This is a genomic window from Corynebacterium macginleyi (assembly GCF_003688935.1).
Classification (GTDB): domain Bacteria; phylum Actinomycetota; class Actinomycetes; order Mycobacteriales; family Mycobacteriaceae; genus Corynebacterium; species Corynebacterium macginleyi.
Genome location: NZ_REGE01000006.1, coordinates 35,335 through 51,958, shown reverse-complemented (window position 1 = coordinate 51,958; position 16,624 = coordinate 35,335). Strand labels below are relative to the sequence as shown.

The 16,624-nt window shown below is 57.7% G+C and carries 9 protein-coding genes; 5 read left to right on the top strand and 4 right to left on the bottom strand.

The annotated features are described in order from the left end of the window. Positions 1–3,909: a Pls/PosA family non-ribosomal peptide synthetase gene (locus D9V82_RS05845; RefSeq protein WP_121911492.1), complete on the top strand. Its 3,909-nt coding sequence runs from the start codon at positions 1–3 to the stop codon at positions 3,907–3,909. Positions 3,910–4,313: 404 nt separating this feature from the next. Here the strand turns inward: D9V82_RS05845 and D9V82_RS05840 are convergent, their stop codons facing one another. Further along, a complete protein-coding gene (locus tag D9V82_RS05840) occupies positions 4,314–5,462 on the bottom strand; it encodes an alpha/beta hydrolase (RefSeq protein WP_121911491.1) in 1,149 nt (382 codons plus the stop codon). A 560-nt stretch (positions 5,463–6,022) separates the two neighbouring features. After that, positions 6,023–6,922: a polyphosphate kinase 2 gene (ppk2, locus tag D9V82_RS05835; RefSeq protein WP_121911490.1), complete on the bottom strand. Its 900-nt coding sequence runs from the start codon at positions 6,920–6,922 to the stop codon at positions 6,023–6,025. 468 nt (positions 6,923–7,390) lie between these two features. Here ppk2 and D9V82_RS05830 point away from each other — a divergent pair, with 468 nt between their 5' ends. The 3 genes from D9V82_RS05830 to D9V82_RS12030 all read left to right on the top strand — a co-directional run bounded on the left by D9V82_RS05830 (position 7,391) and on the right by D9V82_RS12030 (position 10,425). Next, positions 7,391–7,669, top strand: a complete 279-nt coding sequence (locus D9V82_RS05830) for a hypothetical protein (protein ID WP_121911489.1) — start codon at positions 7,391–7,393, stop codon at positions 7,667–7,669. Between the two features lie 1,044 nt (positions 7,670–8,713). Continuing rightward, positions 8,714–9,451 carry a hypothetical protein gene (locus D9V82_RS05825; RefSeq protein WP_121911488.1) on the top strand — a complete coding sequence of 246 codons (738 nt, stop codon included), beginning with the start codon at positions 8,714–8,716 and terminating at the stop codon, positions 9,449–9,451. A gap of 746 nt (positions 9,452–10,197) precedes the next feature. Continuing rightward, positions 10,198–10,425 carry a hypothetical protein gene (locus tag D9V82_RS12030; protein ID WP_147446190.1) on the top strand — a complete coding sequence of 76 codons (228 nt, stop codon included), beginning with the start codon at positions 10,198–10,200 and terminating at the stop codon, positions 10,423–10,425. Between the two features lie 501 nt (positions 10,426–10,926). Here D9V82_RS12030 and groL read toward each other — a convergent pair. Both groL and D9V82_RS05815 read right to left on the bottom strand, forming a co-directional pair. Further along, positions 10,927–12,570 (bottom strand): chaperonin GroEL, encoded by a 1,644-nt coding sequence (gene groL, locus D9V82_RS05820; RefSeq protein WP_121911487.1) that lies wholly within the window; start codon positions 12,568–12,570, stop codon positions 10,927–10,929. Between the two features lie 277 nt (positions 12,571–12,847). Continuing rightward, complete coding sequence (locus tag D9V82_RS05815; protein WP_121911486.1) at positions 12,848–14,863, bottom strand: OPT family oligopeptide transporter; 2,016 nt, start codon at positions 14,861–14,863, stop codon at positions 12,848–12,850. 177 nt (positions 14,864–15,040) lie between these two features. Here D9V82_RS05815 and D9V82_RS05810 point away from each other — a divergent pair, with 177 nt between their 5' ends. Continuing rightward, entirely contained in the window at positions 15,041–16,408 is a 1,368-nt protein-coding gene (locus tag D9V82_RS05810; protein ID WP_121911485.1) for a dipeptidase, read from the top strand. Positions 16,409–16,624 lie beyond the last annotated feature (216 nt).

The following is a 16,624-nucleotide window of genomic DNA, read 5'->3' as shown; positions in this document are numbered from 1 at the left end:
ATGGACGAACCCGAAGAGTGTAGCAGTCCCAGTACTCCACCCCAGTACCTCCTGCGCGATCTGGCCCCGCGCCCGCGCACGTTGTGGGACATCATTACCACCACCGCTGAGATTCACCCGGAAGCCGCCGCGCTTGACGATGGCGAAGTTATCACCTACGCCGAACTCATCCACGAGGTCCAGGCGTGGTCAGCGGAGCTGCACGCCAACGGCGTGCGCCGTGGCGATCGCATCGGCATCCGGATGACCTCCGGCAAGCGGGATCTTTACCTCGCCATCCTCTCCACCCTGGCCGTCGGTGCAGCCTATGTACCAGTAGACGCGGACGATCCGGATGAACGCGCGGAAATGGTTTTTGATGAAGCCGATATCGATGGTCTTTTTAGCGATGACGGCTTCCGCTTCCTGCGCGAGACCCCTCGCCCCACAGCCGAGGAGATAGAAGCCCCACAGCCTGAGGACATCGCGTGGATTATCTTTACCTCTGGATCCACGGGCAAGCCCAAGGGCGTAGCCGTGAGCCACCGCTCGGCGGCCGCCTTCGTGGACGCGGAGGCTGGTCTCTTTCTCATCGATCATCCCCACGGCCCGCTCGGCCCCGAAGACCGCGTGCTGGCCGGACTCTCCGTTGCTTTCGACGCCTCCTGCGAGGAAATGTGGCTGGCCTGGGGTCACGGCGGGTGCCTGGTTCCGGCCCCGCGTTCCTTGGTGCGATCCGGCATGGACCTCGGACCGTGGCTGATTCGCCGCGATATCACCGTCGTCTCCACGGTTCCTACTCTGGCGGGCCTGTGGCCGGCGGAAGCGTTGGATAATATCCGTCTGCTCATCGTCGGCGGCGAGGCCTGCTCCCAGGAATTGGTGGACCGCCTAGCCACCGAGGACCGTGAGATGTGGAATACCTACGGCCCCACGGAGGCGACGGTCGTCGCCTGCGCGCAACGGATGATTCCGGGGCGCGCGGTATCGATTGGGTTGCCGTTGAATGGGTGGGACCTGGTGGTCATCGATAAGCAGGGGCAACCCGTTGGCCTGGGCGAGACCGGCGAATTGGTCATCGGTGGCGTGGGCCTGGCCAGTTACCTGGATCCGCAGAAGGATGCGGAAAAATACGCGCCGCTTAAAGCCATGGGCTGGCAGCGCGCCTACCGCACCGGTGACCACGTGCGCCTAGAAGAAGACGGCTTGTACTTCGTAGGCCGGGTGGATGACCAGGTAAAGATTGGCGGGCGCCGCATTGAGCTGGGCGAGGTCGAGGCGAACGTCGCCGCGCTGGATAATGTTTATAACTCTGCCGTGGCCGTGCAAAAGACCCCCGGCGGCGAATCCGTGCTGGTGGGCTACGTTTCTTTGGACGATGAGGCGCGCGGTTTTAACCATGGTGTCGCCCACGCGCGGCTGGCGGAAACCATGCCTGCGGCGCTGGTCCCTCGCATCTGCGTGATGGATGAGCTGCCGGTGCGTACCTCCGGCAAGGTGGATAAGAAGGCGTTGCCGTGGCCGCTGCCCGGCGTCGGGGTGGAATCGTCCACGCTGACAAAGACTGAAAAGTGGCTTGCCGAGCTCTGGGTCGAAACCCTCGGTGTATCCGTGGAAGATGAGAACGCCGATTTCTTTGACCTCGGCGGCACCTCCCTGGCCGCGGCAACGCTAGTGGGCCACATCCGCACTCGCTACCCCACGGTGGCCGTGCGCGATCTCTATGATCACCCGCGGCTAGGTTCCTTGGCGGAACTTATCGCCGGCGCCGAACCGCGCCCTGAGGCGGAGCAACAGGAACCGCTGCGCGAGGTCTCCCCGGTGGGCGCTAAGACCCGCGTGGCCCAGACGCTGCTACAGATCCCGGCCATGACCCTGGCGGCCACCAGTTGGCTGGCCTGGCTCATGCTGGGATCGACCGTGGCCTCTACCTTGGGTGTGGGCTGGGCACAATCTTTCCCGTGGTGGTTGTCCATCGCGCTGGTCCTCATCTTTGCCACGCCGCTGGGGCGCATTCCCATCGGTGGCTTTGGCGCACGCCTCATTACCGCCGGCATTACCCCCGGCGATTACCCGCGCGGTGGCTCAACCCACCTGCGGATTTGGGCCGCGGAGCGGTGGGCCGACGCCTCGGGTTCGCGCTCTATCGCCGGCGCCACTTGGGTCAATAACTATGCCCGCGCCTTGGGTGTGAAGATGAAGCGCGGTGTCGATCTTCACTCGCTGCCGCCGGTAACGGGGCTGCTCACCCTGGGCAAGCAAGCTGCGGTGGAGCCAGAGGTCGATCTCACCGGCTACTGGCTAGACGGCGACGTGCTCCACGTCGGTGCCATCGATATCAAGGAAGGCGCCCGGGTGGGTGCACGCTCCACCCTGCTCCCCGGCACCGTGGTGGGAAAATATGCTCACGTGGAGGCGGGTTCTACCGTCACCGGCCGCAAGAAAATCAAGGATGGTCAGCGCTGGTCCGGCTCGCCTGCCAAGAAGGTGGGCCGCTCCAAACACCGCTTCCCCTCCAAGCCGCCGAAGCGGCGTCCCTGGTGGGTGGCTATTTACGGTGCGACCTCCCTCTTCCTGGCCGCGCAGCCGCTCATCGCGCTGCTTATCGGTGCCATCGTGGATTTGGCGCTGGTGCATTTCATCTCGGGCAACCGCTTCATCGGCGCGGTGCTCTTCGCTCCTTTTGCGGCCCTGGTTGCCTTTGCCACCTACATGCTGCAGACCTGGCTGGGAGTGCGCGTATTATCCATCGGCATCTCGCCCGGCGTAAACCCAGTGCGATCTGCCGCCGGCTGGCGCCTGTGGGCCATTGAGCGTCTCATGGATGAGGCTCGCACGCAGCTCTTCCCGCTCTACGCCTCGCAACTCACCCCACGGTGGCTGCGTGCTCTGGGCGCGCGCATTGGCAAGGACGTGGAGATTTCCACCGCGGTGATGATCCCTGCGTTCACGGACATCAAAGACGGTGCCTTTCTTGCTGATGACACCATGATCGGCGGCTACGAGCTCGGCGGCGGTTGGATCCACTCCGGCGAGGCTAAGGTGGGCAAGCGTTCTTTCGTAGGCAACTCCGGCATTACCGCCCCTGGACGCAAGCTTTCCAAGAACTCGTTGGTCGCCGTGCTGTCCTCCACGCCGAAGAAGACCACGTCCGGCGCCAACTGGTGGGGATCCCCGCCAGAGCGCATGCGGCGCGTTACCGCGCAGATCGATGCCCCCGCCGAGTCCGCCGAGGCCCTGACCTATAACCCCGGATTCAAGGTCAAGGCCGCCCGCGGCGTGGTAGAAACCATGCGCCTGCTCGCGCCGATGTTCTCGGCCATGCTACTCGCGGCCACCCTGGGGACGCTGTATTACCTGCTTGCCGATGTCGGCTTCCTTACCACCTGGGTCCTTTCCGGCCTCGTGCTCATGACAATGGGCGCTATCGCCATGGCGGTGACCATCGCAGTGAAGTGGATCTGCGTGGGTACGCACAGTACAGCCGACCACCCGCTATGGAGCACCTTCGTCTGGCTCAACGAGTTACAAGACACCTTTGTGGAGGTCGTCGCCGCCCCGTGGTTCTTCCAACACACCTACGGCACCGGAGAGATCAACTTGGGCTTGAGGGGGCTGGGGGTGGACATCGGCAAGGGCGCTTGGATCGATTCCTACTGGTTCCCAGAAACCGATCTCTGCCACGTCGGTGCCGGCGCCTCCGTGGGCCCAGGCACCGTGGTTCAGACCCACTTATTCCAGGACCGCGTGATGAGCCTGGATACCGTGACCATTGCAGCCGGCGCCACGCTCGCCTCCCACTCAGTGGCACTACCCGCCTCACTTATTGGTGAGTCCAGCACCGTGGGCCCTGGTTCGCTAGTCATGCGCGGTGACCGCGTCCCGGCCAACGCCACCTGGCAAGGCAACCCCATCGAACCGTGGGGATAGCCCTCACCTCCGACACCGAACCCGGCTTGAGACGCCCCCACAAGGTCAAGCTCGAGATGGGTTTGGTAGGCAGACTTCGAGGCAAAATCGCAGAACCATGCAAGTCTGTAGTTCTTCGCGGTTTCCCTGTTCCGCGCACAAACACTCTGTTGCGCCTTGCCAAATGTCACGAGGATTGCTGAGGCGTGGCTACGATAGAGTGCCGTGATTTAGCCCCGCACCTCATGGAAGAACTGCCCATAACGGCTATACCCACCGAGTTGGGCACCTCCTACGCAGGTATCAAAAATTTTAGTCAGACGTAAAAGACCTGCTTCCCCACCCGTCAAAGCCTTAGTATCGGCCCTACGGCAGGGTAAGCAGGTCAACGTGTGCGGGGCTTAAAAGCCGGCGCAGCCTAACTTTTACACGTGGCGGTCTAGCCAGTTAACCACGGTGTCAAGGGCCTGGTCAGCGGCTGGCTCGTTGAAGACCTCGTGCTTCTGGCCTACCCAGTTGATGTATTCCACATCCTGAGAGGAAATGGAGTTGTACCAGTCCTGGGAGAAGTATGGGGGAACGATGCCGTCCTTCGTGCCGTGCATGATCAGCGTCGGCGCATTAAATAGGTCCGCGTTCACGGCATTGTAGGTAGCAATAGCACCCAGCTGCAGCGCGGTACCAGCGCTGGTTTTTTGTGCGATGAGTGGGCTAGTAGCGTATTCATCTTTCACGGCCTGGATGGTAGAGATACCGTCCGTGAAGGGGTTGGGGAGCATGATCAACTTGCTAAGCTCCGGCGACTGCGCACCAATGTGGGTGCGGTGCGGGATCAGGTTCTGCGCATAGTTGGCGTTGAAGCTGGTGATATCCGCCAACGGCAGGCGCTCGAACAAGGTGGGCCTGAGCTCTCTTTGTACCTGAGAAATCTCCTGCGGCGTGATGAACTGTCCGGCTGCCTTCTTACCGGAGAGATTCAACGGCGCACCACCGCCATTGGTGATGATTCCATCAACTTTGCCAGGCTGACGAATGCCATATGCCTGAACAGCCAGCGCACCCATGGAGTGACCCAATAGGAAGGTCTTCACGTTGGGGTTCTCACCCTTGGCCATGTCGACAACGCGGTCAAAGTCATTGAGGACAAACTGGAAGTTATCGATGTGTCCCAACGGCGTACTGCCGGACGCAGACTTTCCGTGCCCGCGGTGATCCACGCGATACACATTGTAACCGGCGTCCAATAAACGCTTAGCCACATAGTCATAACGTCCGGAATGCTCAGACACTCCGTGTGCCAACACGACGTTGCCACGTGGGTTGAGTACTAGCTGCTTGCGGTAGTAGATCTTGACGCCGTGGCCGTCGTTGCTATCGAAGTAGCCGTCTTCGTCGGCGATCTGCTTATCGGAAATGGTCGAGCGACCGAGCACGTCAAGCTTTTCTGCCGGTACTACTGCTGCTGGGTGGCCGCCGCCCGCGAAGGCGGTAGCACTCAGGGTTCCCGACGCTGCGATAGGCGCCATGGATACAGCGGTCGCGGTGGCCAGGACACAAAGCTTCTTCCTGATCATGCTAGTACTCCTTATAGTATTTTGCATCACACATACTGATTGAATGAATTCAGGTCACCTTGATAGTAGTTTCCCAAGGAATGAAATTCAAGCGTTTTTGTCTTATAACTGGCATTTTTTTAAAAAACAGCCGTGAATACCATCAGTGTGTTCACATCTCAGGTCATGACACCTAAAAAGCGCCAGTCATAAATCAACTAGCAGGAGGGCTTGTGGACGAAATCCTGCCAATGCCCCACCACCCTTGGTGAAACGTATTCTTCTGCTGATGACGAAAAACTACTTTTCAGCAGTGGTGGATTGTTTCGCCGAAAATATCATGGGAGCAACAACGAGTGGCCTTCGCAGTCAGCACCTGACAGAAGACGACTTGGCGCAGGCGATTGAAAATGAGGCGTTCTGTGAGCGTAAGGGGCGCCACCGCCAAGAATCCAAGCACTTAACAATGCCCGTATCTCCTCGCCTGAGTTGTCCGCAAACATATTGGCACCCAGCCATAGCACAACGCGAAGACCAATCCCTGGTTTTTCTCCGCTCAAAAGCGGTAGAACTTAACGCTACTAATCTCCAATCTGATCGCGACCACGCTTGACGATGTTCCCGTCAGGCTCGCCTACCACGTCATAATCTTTATTGGTGTATTCGAACTTGGACAGAACGTAGCGCATCGCGTTGACACGGGCTCGCTTCTTATCATTGGACTTAATGGTAATCCACGGCGATTCTTCAGTATCCGTATAACGGAACTGCTCTTCCTTCGCACGCGTGTAGTCGTCCCACTTATCCAGGGACGCCAAATCCATCGGCGAAAGCTTCCACTGGCGGACCGGGTCAATCTGGCGGATAGCAAAGCGCGTTCGCTGTTCCTTCCGGGTAACAGAAAACCACAACTTGGTTAGCGAAATACCCGATCCCAAAATCATATTTTCCAACATCGGCACCTCGCGCAGGAACTCCGCGTGCTGGGACTCGGTGCAAAAACCCATGACCCGCTCGACGCCGGAGCGGTTGTACCATGAACGGTCAAAGAACACGATTTCACCCGCGGCCGGAAAGTGCTCCACATAGCGCTGGAAATACCAGGAGGTAGACTCGCGTGGAGACGGCTTTTCCAACGCAATGGTACGTGCACCGCGCGGGTTCAAGTGCTCATTAAAGCGCTTGATGGTACCTCCCTTGCCAGCAGCATCGCGGCCTTCAAATAGAATAATGTGGCGCTGGCCAGTTTCCTTAGTCCAGTTCTGCCACTTCAATAGCTCAATTTGAAGTGCACGCTTAATAGACTCGTATTCATTGCGAGACATGCGCTCTTCATAAGGAAAATTTTCGCGCCACGTCTCGACCGGAGAGCCATCCGGCAAAATCAGCGAGGGATCATCCTCATCCGTTGCATCAACGACGAAACCGTCGGTTTTTGCAAGGTCAATCTCAGGAAGGTCGTCGTCTTTAATATCAGGCATATACTCAGTTTAACCCGAATTTAGACGCCTAGCGCGCTAACTTTTCGCGGGAGTAATCTCCCAACAAGAGAACAAGGGAAAATAAAAACCCTAGAGCGTACCGGGCTAGAGCGTACCGGGCACGACCCCGGAAAGTGGGCACATCGGGAGGGTTGACTCATGTTGTCTTGCTGGGTGGGACTAAATGAAACCATAGGCTTCTCATCACGAGCGAAGAATCAAGCTTGAGTTCGGCGGATTAATCCCAATCTTCCGAGGATCTGATGAAGGTGCGAATGGGTGATATGACCACTTTCTGAAGCCTGTAGCTGTACCGCATCTTACGTCACAGGCACAAATGGGAATTGCTACGAATACCGAGGAAAGAATCGATGGCGTGATTAAATCATGCGAAGCACTTTACGAATCACCAGCTTCAGGGTATGCTTGTGGCGTCCACACCGGAATTCGAACTTCAAGGAGCCTACAATGAAGCGTAAAGTAACTCTTGGAATTGCAGCAGCTGCATTGGCTATGTCCACCGTAACCCCTGCAGCACTTGCAGAAGAAACCACCACCTTCGATAAGGTTGTTAACGCAGACTCTTCCCTGGATAAGAAGACTCCTGCCAAGAAGGATCCCAAGGAGCAGGCCGAGCTCACCGGCAAGCGCTTGGAAAACGCCAAGAAGGGCGTAGACACCGCAAAGGGCATCGTTGACACCCTCAACGGCCTGGGTGGTCTCTTCGGTTTCAACAAGGGTAAGTAATATTCTTATTCTTTTATCCGCAGCTCGGATAGAAAACCCTGAATCAGGTGCTAAAGAACGACTGAGCTTGCTTCCGCTAGTTAAGCCATAAAAGTCTCATCTTGGCAACTGATGAAGGTCAATATTTTATTCTTCTCCAACTAGAGGCTGCGGACCATATAGCAACATGGGTGTCTGGTTGGCATTTCGCCGACCAGACACCTTTTGTTATTTAATGAGCTCTTTACTGATTCCCGTGGAGTGTAGGCTGAAGAAAAATTTCATGTGGATTCAGGTGCGTCCGACCCGACCTTTTCCTATACCTAATCTCGAATTCCATTTGTTGTCGGTGTCAGGGTAGCCTATGGCCGGTCGACTGTCTGGGGGGCAGCTTTTGTGAATTCTTCTTTCACTTAGGCGACGAGGGGCAGCTTTCTTCCATTCATCCCAAGTTGTGTTGTTTGGCAGTTCCAACGGCGCTACAGGATATTCATCATGCACGTAAATCCACCGGTCCATGGTGATGCCCCGACGCTCAATGAACATTCCAAGCGATTGCCCTCTAAGTCTCTGAGTTATTCGCTCATGCCGCCGCCTAGCAGGTTCGTGGTGCCCCCTAAGTCCTGCACGGCACCTTCAGACGCGGGGACCTGACGCCCATGTGGTGGACACCTGATATCCAGCCGAGTCGAGTTGGCAAGATTGGTAATCTACCACCATGTCCGATTGTGACAATCCGATTATCTGCCGGAAAGATGTCTTCCGGTGGTGCATGCGCCACAGCACGCGCCGCCGGCATTCTTGGTGTAATCGCATGGCTCCTGATGTCTGTAAGTCCGAAACTTCAGCTACATGAACCACAGCAGCATCACTAACCCCCAACCTGCCCATTTTCCAGAGGTCAGGCCCATATAAATCCACCCCAAATTTGGTCAATCAGGAAAAGCTATGCTTGCGAAATTCCAAAATTAACCTATACTGCTTTGAGTGCGAACCTGTCGTTAAACGCTTTCGGGCCGCACCCAATCCCATCAGTACAATTTCAGCAGTTGAAAAGGATTCACCGTGGATTTTTTGCTCCAGATTAATGAGATTGTTTCCAGCCCGATCAAAGACTTGCTAGTAAAAGTCTCCGGCGGAAGCTTTCCCGACATCAAGCTCCCTGAGGTTAACTTCCCAGAGCTTCCACCTCTGTTCTCGCCTAAATTGCCAGAAAACGTAAACTTGGAAATCGGCGGATCTTCTTTTGAAAACATCGGTTCCTCCGAGTTCCTTAACGAAACGGGTTCCTCTGAGTCTTTGAACGGTCTCGGCTCCTCCGAGTTCCTCAAGGATACGGGTTCTTCAGACGTATTGAACGGCATCGGTTCCTCCGAGTTCCTTAACGAAACGGGTTCCTCTGAGTCGTTCAACGGTCTCGGCTCCTCTGACTTCTTTAAGGACAACGGTTCGTCTGATTTCTTTAAGGACAACGGTTCTTCTGATCTCCTGAACGGTATGGGCTCCTCTGATTTCCTTCAGGAAACGGGTTCTTCTGATCTCCTGAACGGTATGGGCTCCTCTGATTTCCTTCAGGAAACGGGTTCTTCCGATCTCCTGAACGGTACGGGCTCCTCTGATTTCCTTCAGGAAACGGGTTCTTCCAATCTGCTGAACAGCCTTGGCTCCTCTGAATTCGAATTTTTCAACGGAGATATTTCTCCTGACTTCTTGAAAGACTTCGGTTCTTCTGACTTTGGTTCTTCTGATTTCGGTTCTTCCGACCTCCAGCTCGATCTCAATGCACTAGGCAAGTTGATTTAGTCCACGCGCCTATCAAAGAATTTCGCGGATTCACGACATTCGGATTTAATGGCGATAGCATATCTTCCGGCGCTCTGGCTACATATAAACATCACCACGTGAAGTAGTCAGGGTACCAACGGAGGAGACATCTTACGCTGGAGTTTAAAAGTGCGGTCAGTTCATTTAGAGCTGTCCGCACTTTTCGTTCTAGTATGCGAATGGGGGTCCCCTACACTTCGTCAATCTCGGGGGTGGGGCGGCTGGGAGCGGATACTCAACTCGGGATTTTTAGGCGTGCTGTTTATGCGCATGACAGGTAGCCGACTGGGCTTTTGCCCAGTCGGCTTGTTTCGTTATTAGGGGTTAGGCTGTTGCGGCTTCCTTTCGCTGGGGCGGAGTCGCGGGAATACTCGGGGTTGCGCACCATGGTGCACAGGATATTGATTTTTCTGCGGTCGAGTGCCACGACTACGGAGCGGTGACACCTGCCTTAATCGCGCTTTCATTCATAGAATTGCCGTGCACGCTCGTGGAATCTCATGGATGCACATGACGATTGTCATGGGGCGTTCTTTAATTTTTGTTATCGGCTCTATTCAGCGTGCTCGACATTGTTGAAGTGCCTGACTGGTGTGTCCGGGTCGAGAGCCCAGCTTATGAGGCTACAAGTCTAGGCGTGGGAAAATCACACATATCCCCGACAGTCATGAGGAGCTGAGGTCCTGTTTCGGCCCCATTCCTGGCATGGATCGCAGGATTTGGGTGTGGGGAATGTCGTCGATGTGAGCGTTGGCTCCTGGTCGATTTCCCTGCGGTGTTCACGTTTGGCAAGTGCCGGGCCCGGCCCTGTGTGGGGCGCAGAACATGGGTTGGCTTGCGCCGGCCGCGGCATCCAAGCCGCCGGCTGGAGTCACCGCTACCTTGACATTCGGGGCGGCACGATCCATGTCGCGATGCCGAAACTACGCCACGGTGCGTTCTTCCCCGATTGACTGCTTGAGCAACTGCTACGAGCAAGGCGCACCCTCGCGACATTGATCGCTACGCGCTACCTTTAGGTCGTATCTACCCGCGGTTCCACTGACCTAGTGGCAGCGGTGCGGATTATCAACCTGTCAAGACCACATGTCCCGCGCATGTAGGAAGACCTCGGCGATCTGGCGGTTGTTGTCACACAACCGCGCGCTCGAGCCCAGGGAGTAGGCCTACGTGTCATACGAAGGGCTCACCATCATAGTCCGCGATCAAGCCCCCGTGGTGAAACCCTCAGTAGACCTGCATTCGTTCGATTGCTGGTAAACCGAGGAATAGTTCAATTTCTATGAACACGGTTCTCATCGAGAACCGCATCTTACAGGCGGGGCTAAACGCAGCTGCGCCCTCCCCGTGTGCGTTGAGCACACAGTGGAGGGCGCAGTGAAGGGGGGCAGCTCTGACGCTCACCAGTCATACAGAGCGAGGGCTCAGTATGGGTTAAGAGTTGTTCAGTACTCTTAGAAGCCCATGCCCCCCATAGCGTCAGCGTCAGGCATAGCGTTGTTGGAGCCAGCAGGCTCTGGCTTATCGGCCACAACAGCCTCGGTGGTCAGGAACAGGGCTGCAATGGAGGCAGCATTCTGGAGTGCGGAACGGGTCACCTTTACTGGGTCATTGATGCCGGATTCCATGAGGTTTACGTACTCACCGGTAGCGGCGTTGAGACCCTCGCCGGCGGGCAGTCCGGAAACCTTATCCGCGACAACACCCGGCTCAAGGCCAGCGTTGTGGGCGATCTGCTTCAGCGGCGCAGACAGTGCCTCACGGACGATCTTTACACCGGTGGCTTCATCGCCGGCAGCATCGATGGAGTCAAGCGCGGAAGCGGCCTGTAGCAGGGCAACACCGCCGCCGGCAACGATGCCTTCTTCCACCGCTGCCTTAGCGTTTCGGACGGCATCCTCGATGCGGTGCTTGCGCTCCTTGAGCTCAACCTCGGTGGCGGCACCGACCTTGAGCACAGCCACACCGCCGGAAAGCTTAGCCAGGCGCTCCTGGAGCTTCTCCCGGTCATAATCCGAATCGGAGTTCTCGATCTCGGCGCGGATCTGCTTGATCCGGCCGTCGATCTGCTCCTGGGAGCCAGCACCCTGGACGATGGTGGTCTCATCCTTGGTAACCACGACCTTGCGTGCCTGGCCGAGGTACTCGAGCTCGGCGGTCTCTAGGGAGAGTCCGACCTCTTCGGAGATGACCTGGCCGCCGGTCAAGATGGCCATGTCCTGCAGGGTAGCCTTGCGGCGGTCACCAAAGCCCGGAGCCTTCACGGCAACGGACTTGAAGGTACCGCGAATCTTATTAACGACCAGGGTGGATAGGGCTTCACCCTCCACGTCCTCAGCAATGATCAGCAGCGACTTACCGGACTGCATGACCTTCTCCAGCAGAGGGACGAGGTCCTTGATGTTGGAGATCTTGGAAGAGACCAGCAGGATGTAGGGATCTTCCAGTACTGCCTCCTGGCGCTCCATATCGGTGGCAAAGTAGCCGGAAATGTAGCCCTTATCAAAACGCATACCCTCGGTAACCTCAAGGTCCACGCCGAAGGTATTGGACTCTTCCACGGTGATAACGGAGTCCTTGTTTACAGAACCATTGCCCACCGTGTACATAGCCTCGGCGATCTTCTCGCCGATAGCTGGGTCGGCAGCAGAGATGCCAGCGGTGGTGGCGATCTGCTCCTGGGTTTCTACTTCCTTAGCGGAAGACAGCAGGGAGTCCACAACCTTCTTGGTGGCGATCTCGATACCGCGCTTGATGCCCATGGGGTTGGACCCAGCGGCTACGTTGCGCAGGCCTTCGCGGACGAGTGCCTGTGCCAGAACAGTTGCGGTGGTGGTGCCGTCGCCAGCGACGTCATCGGTCTTCTTGGCAACTTCTTTAACCAGCTCGGCACCGATCTTCTCGTAAGCATCCTCGAGTTCGATTTCGCGAGCGATGGAAACACCGTCGTTGGTAATGGTGGGTGCGCCCCAGGACTTTTCCAGGACGACGTTACGACCCTTGGGGCCGAGGGTGACCTTGACGGCGTCAGCCAGAGTGTTCAGGCCGCGCTCAAGGCCGCGGCGGGCTTCTTCATCAAAAGCGATAATCTTTGCCATAGTGTTTGTGCTCCTTGGATTTTTTCAGGACGACACTCACGTCTTTCTCGCTGTGGAGGCCCGCGACGGCATGGCTGGTGAGTGTGGACCAACCTCAACCACAACGATGGAGATTTATCTAGCACTCACTCCGTGCGAGTGCTAACGACCATTCTGGCACTCTCCCACGCCGACTGCAAGGTGCAACGCGCTTGCCGCTAGCGATCTGGGCCGAAGCAGAGGCGCCAGATGTATCGGTATGTCTCGCATATATCAGGACAAGCGCGTGTAACCGGGACTAGCGCTTGCCTGCTCCGGCCTGGTCTGGGTTCTCGGTCTGCTTAGGGGCATGCACCTTGCGCGCAGTCCAGCGGTAGATGAAACTCAGCGCAGCGATAAACAGCACGATGCCGAACACCGTTGCAAAGGTACCGCCGGAGAAGACCTCCAGCGGGCTATTTCCGCCGGAGGCGGCAATAATGGCGGCATTGACCACACCAAAAAGGGACTCGCCTACGATAAGGCCGGTGGCCAAAAGCGTGCCCATACGCTTGGCAAATTTTGGGCGAGATTGCCGTGCAGCCCACTTATTATAAAAGGTGCCCAGGATGGCGCCGAGGGGAATAACGACGGTCAGTGCGACGGGCAGATACATGCCCATGCCGGCAGCAAGGGGAGAAAGCGAGCTGTTGGCCGTGAATTTTTTAAGACACTCGTCCACGATGATAAGGACTGCGCCAATCCCCATGCCGGTAAAGATGAGGCTCCAGTTGAGCGAGTTTTCAAAAATACCGGAGGCAACCGAAGACATCAGGGCGGCTTGTGGGGCAGCAAGGGCGTCTTCACCGACGCCTTCCATGCCTTGGAAGCCGAATCCGGTAAGCATCAGCTGCAGGACCGGCGGAATGACCAAGGAACCGAAAACCACGCCGATAATCAGTGCAACCTGCTGCTTCCACGGGGTAGCACCAACCAGTTGACCGGTTTTAAGGTCCTGTAAGTTGTCATTGGAAATGGTGGCAATGCCAAAGACGATGGCGGCGGTAAACAATGTATAGGCCACCAGCGAGAGCGGTTCGGCGCTGGTGCCGCGGGTCACGGTCGCAATCACCAGGGAGGCGGTGAGCACGGCGATGACACCGATGGAAGAAATTGGCGAGTTAGATGCACCGATCAAGCCGGCCATGTAACCACACACGGAGGCAATAATCAGGCCTACCAGCAGGGTAAAGAGCACGGAGACGGTGATGAGCACCAGCATGTGGTCATGGATATCGGTACCCTGCACGAAGTCCCAGAGCAATAGCGCGATAGGAACCATCAACACCACGATGGTGGTTGCCACGTAAGGGAAAGGAATATCGCGCTCGGTCACATCGACCGTGCCGCCCGATTTACGAGTCCGCGACGAGGCCAAAGACTGGCGGATACCCACTGTAATAGGGCCGGCAATCTTGATCAGCGTCCACATGGCGGCAATGGCCATGGTGCCCACGCCGATGAACCGGATGTCATTGGCGAAGGTGGCATCGACGACATCGGCAAGCGCGGCAGCAGGCCCGACATCGCCGGCGGTGCGGATAGGAAGCAGGATGAAATAGGAGATGACCACGCCGACCAACATCGCGATGCCTACTTGCAGGCCCACGAGGTGGCCAACGCCAATGAGCGCGGTGGACAGGCTCGCGCCGAGCGTGGTGGCGCCAGCGCCGAGTTTGAAATAGGTAAAAACTTCAGCGGCTGCGGCCTTCATCGAGCTCAACAGCGCCATCGCGGCGGAGATTAAGCCGCCGACGACGATGACGCGCAAGCCCTTGGCATTCTCCCCGTGGCTGGCGCCGTCGCCGTTTCCGTCGCCGACGCGCAGGACCTCCGCGGCGGCCACACCTTCCGGATAGGGAAGATTGGAGCCGGTCACCAGCGCGCGGCGCAGCGGGATGGAATACATCACACCCAGCACGCCGCCAATCATGCACACGCCGGCGGTTGCGAAAAACCCAAAGCCCTGCCAATAACCCACCATGACCAGGCCGGGAAGGACGAAGATGATGGCGGATAACGTGCCTGCGGCCGAAGCAATGGTCTGCACGATGTTGTTTTCTTTGATGTTGTGCCCGGCAAACCGGCGCAACACCGCCATGGAAATCACGGCGGCAGGAATGGAGGTGGCAAACGTCAGGCCCACCTTGAGGCCCAGGTAGACGTTGGCGGCGGTAAAAATCAGGGTAATCAGGCCGCCGATGATGACTCCGCGCAGAGTCAACTCGGGCAGGCTGGCCTGTGAACCGGCGGCGGGATCTTGCATGGTCGCCATGCCAGGTCCTTTCTAGTATTGCTTTACTGTTTTAAGTCTCACTCATCTTCGCGTCGAACACTGGAGGTATGCGGCGGAAAGATAAGGAAAATTTTAGGCCACTGCCGCCCGTGTACCTATTCCGTTTAGTGTGCGACCTACTTTATGACCAGTCTGCGGCAGAGTACCGTGGGGTGCATGACAGATATTATTGACGCCGTACGCAGCGATCGTGACACCATTTTCCGCCAGCTCAGCGAACTCGTTGGGTTCAACTCCGTCCACAATGAGCCAGGTTTGGAAGCCCAGGCTCAGGGCGCAAGCCAGTGGGTAAAGGCCGCGCTGGAAGAAGCCGGCGTAACGGTAGAAACCATCACCACTGCGGATGGCTCCACCGCCATTCTGGGCGAGCGGAAGGGCGAAGAAGGTGCCAAGACCGTACTGCTGTACTCGCATTACGATGTCGTGCCCGCAGGAGACCCCGCTGCCTGGGATTCGGATCCATTTACCCTGACCGAGCGCGCCGATGCTGCAGGTACCATCCGCTGGTATGGCCGCGGCGCAGCAGACTGCAAGGGCAATGTGGCTATGCACCTGGCAGCCTTGCGCGCTGTGGAGGCCAATGGTGGCACCAAGGTGAACCTGAAGTATCTCATCGAAGGTTCTGAGGAGCGTGGCGGGGAGGGCTTGTCCCAACTCATTAAGGACCGCCCGGAGCTTTTTGCTGCCGATGCCATCTTGATTGCAGATGCTGGTAATGCTGCGGTGGGGCAGCCCACCTTGACCACTTCCTTACGCGGCGGCGCACAGATTGAGGTCGAGGTCACTACCTTGGCCGCACCCGTGCACTCCGGCCAATTCGGTGGCGCTGCCCCGGACGCAGTCAAGGCACTGATGCGCGCGCTGGATTCGCTTACGGATGAGTACGGACGCACCGTCATCGATGGCGTGGATACCAGTGCTCACTGGCCAGGTCAGGACTACCCGGCCGCAGCCTTCCGCAGCGATGCGCAGCTGCTCGAGGGCACCGAGATCATGGGTTCCCAGGATCCCGAGGGCGCTACCCCGGTAGCGGATTTGGTGTGGTCCCGCCCGGCCATCTCCGTCACTGGCTTTACCTCTACCCCGGTGGCTGATGCCGTCAACGCCGTGCCCGCTACCGCAGCCGCCAAGCTGAACCTGCGCGTTCCGGCCGGCACCGATGCCCGCGCTATTGGCGAGGCCGTCTGCACGCACGTGAAGAACCACACGCCGTGGGGCGCACACGTCAAAGCAGAGGTGGTAGAGGCTAATGCTGGTTTTTCCACCGACCCAGAAAAGCCCGCTGTGGCACTTTTGGGGCAGTGCCTATCCGAGGCTTATGGCAAGGACACCGCAGCGCAGGGCATGGGCGGTTCCATCCCGCTGACCACCGAGCTGCAGGAGGCACACCCCGAAGCGGAAATCGCGCTCTACGGCGTGGAAGAGCCCAAGTGCACCATCCACTCCGCCAATGAGTCCGTTGATCCCACCGAGATTGAGCACATCGCCGCCGCAGAGGCACTTTTCTTGCAGCGCTACGCGTAGAAACATGCCTGTAATGGCGGCATATAATACTGTGCACTAAAAGTCTCCTTTCGAAGTTGTGGAAAAGCCGGTAAAATTTCCACACGTTGACCCCCGTTGTCGGCCACACTGCGTGCACAAGTGGGACGGTTCGTACGCATCCGCGCACAAACTGTCGTGGTGTGTATATGGCCAAGGCGCATCGCGCCACTCCCCGCGGCACCGAGGGTCTGAGAA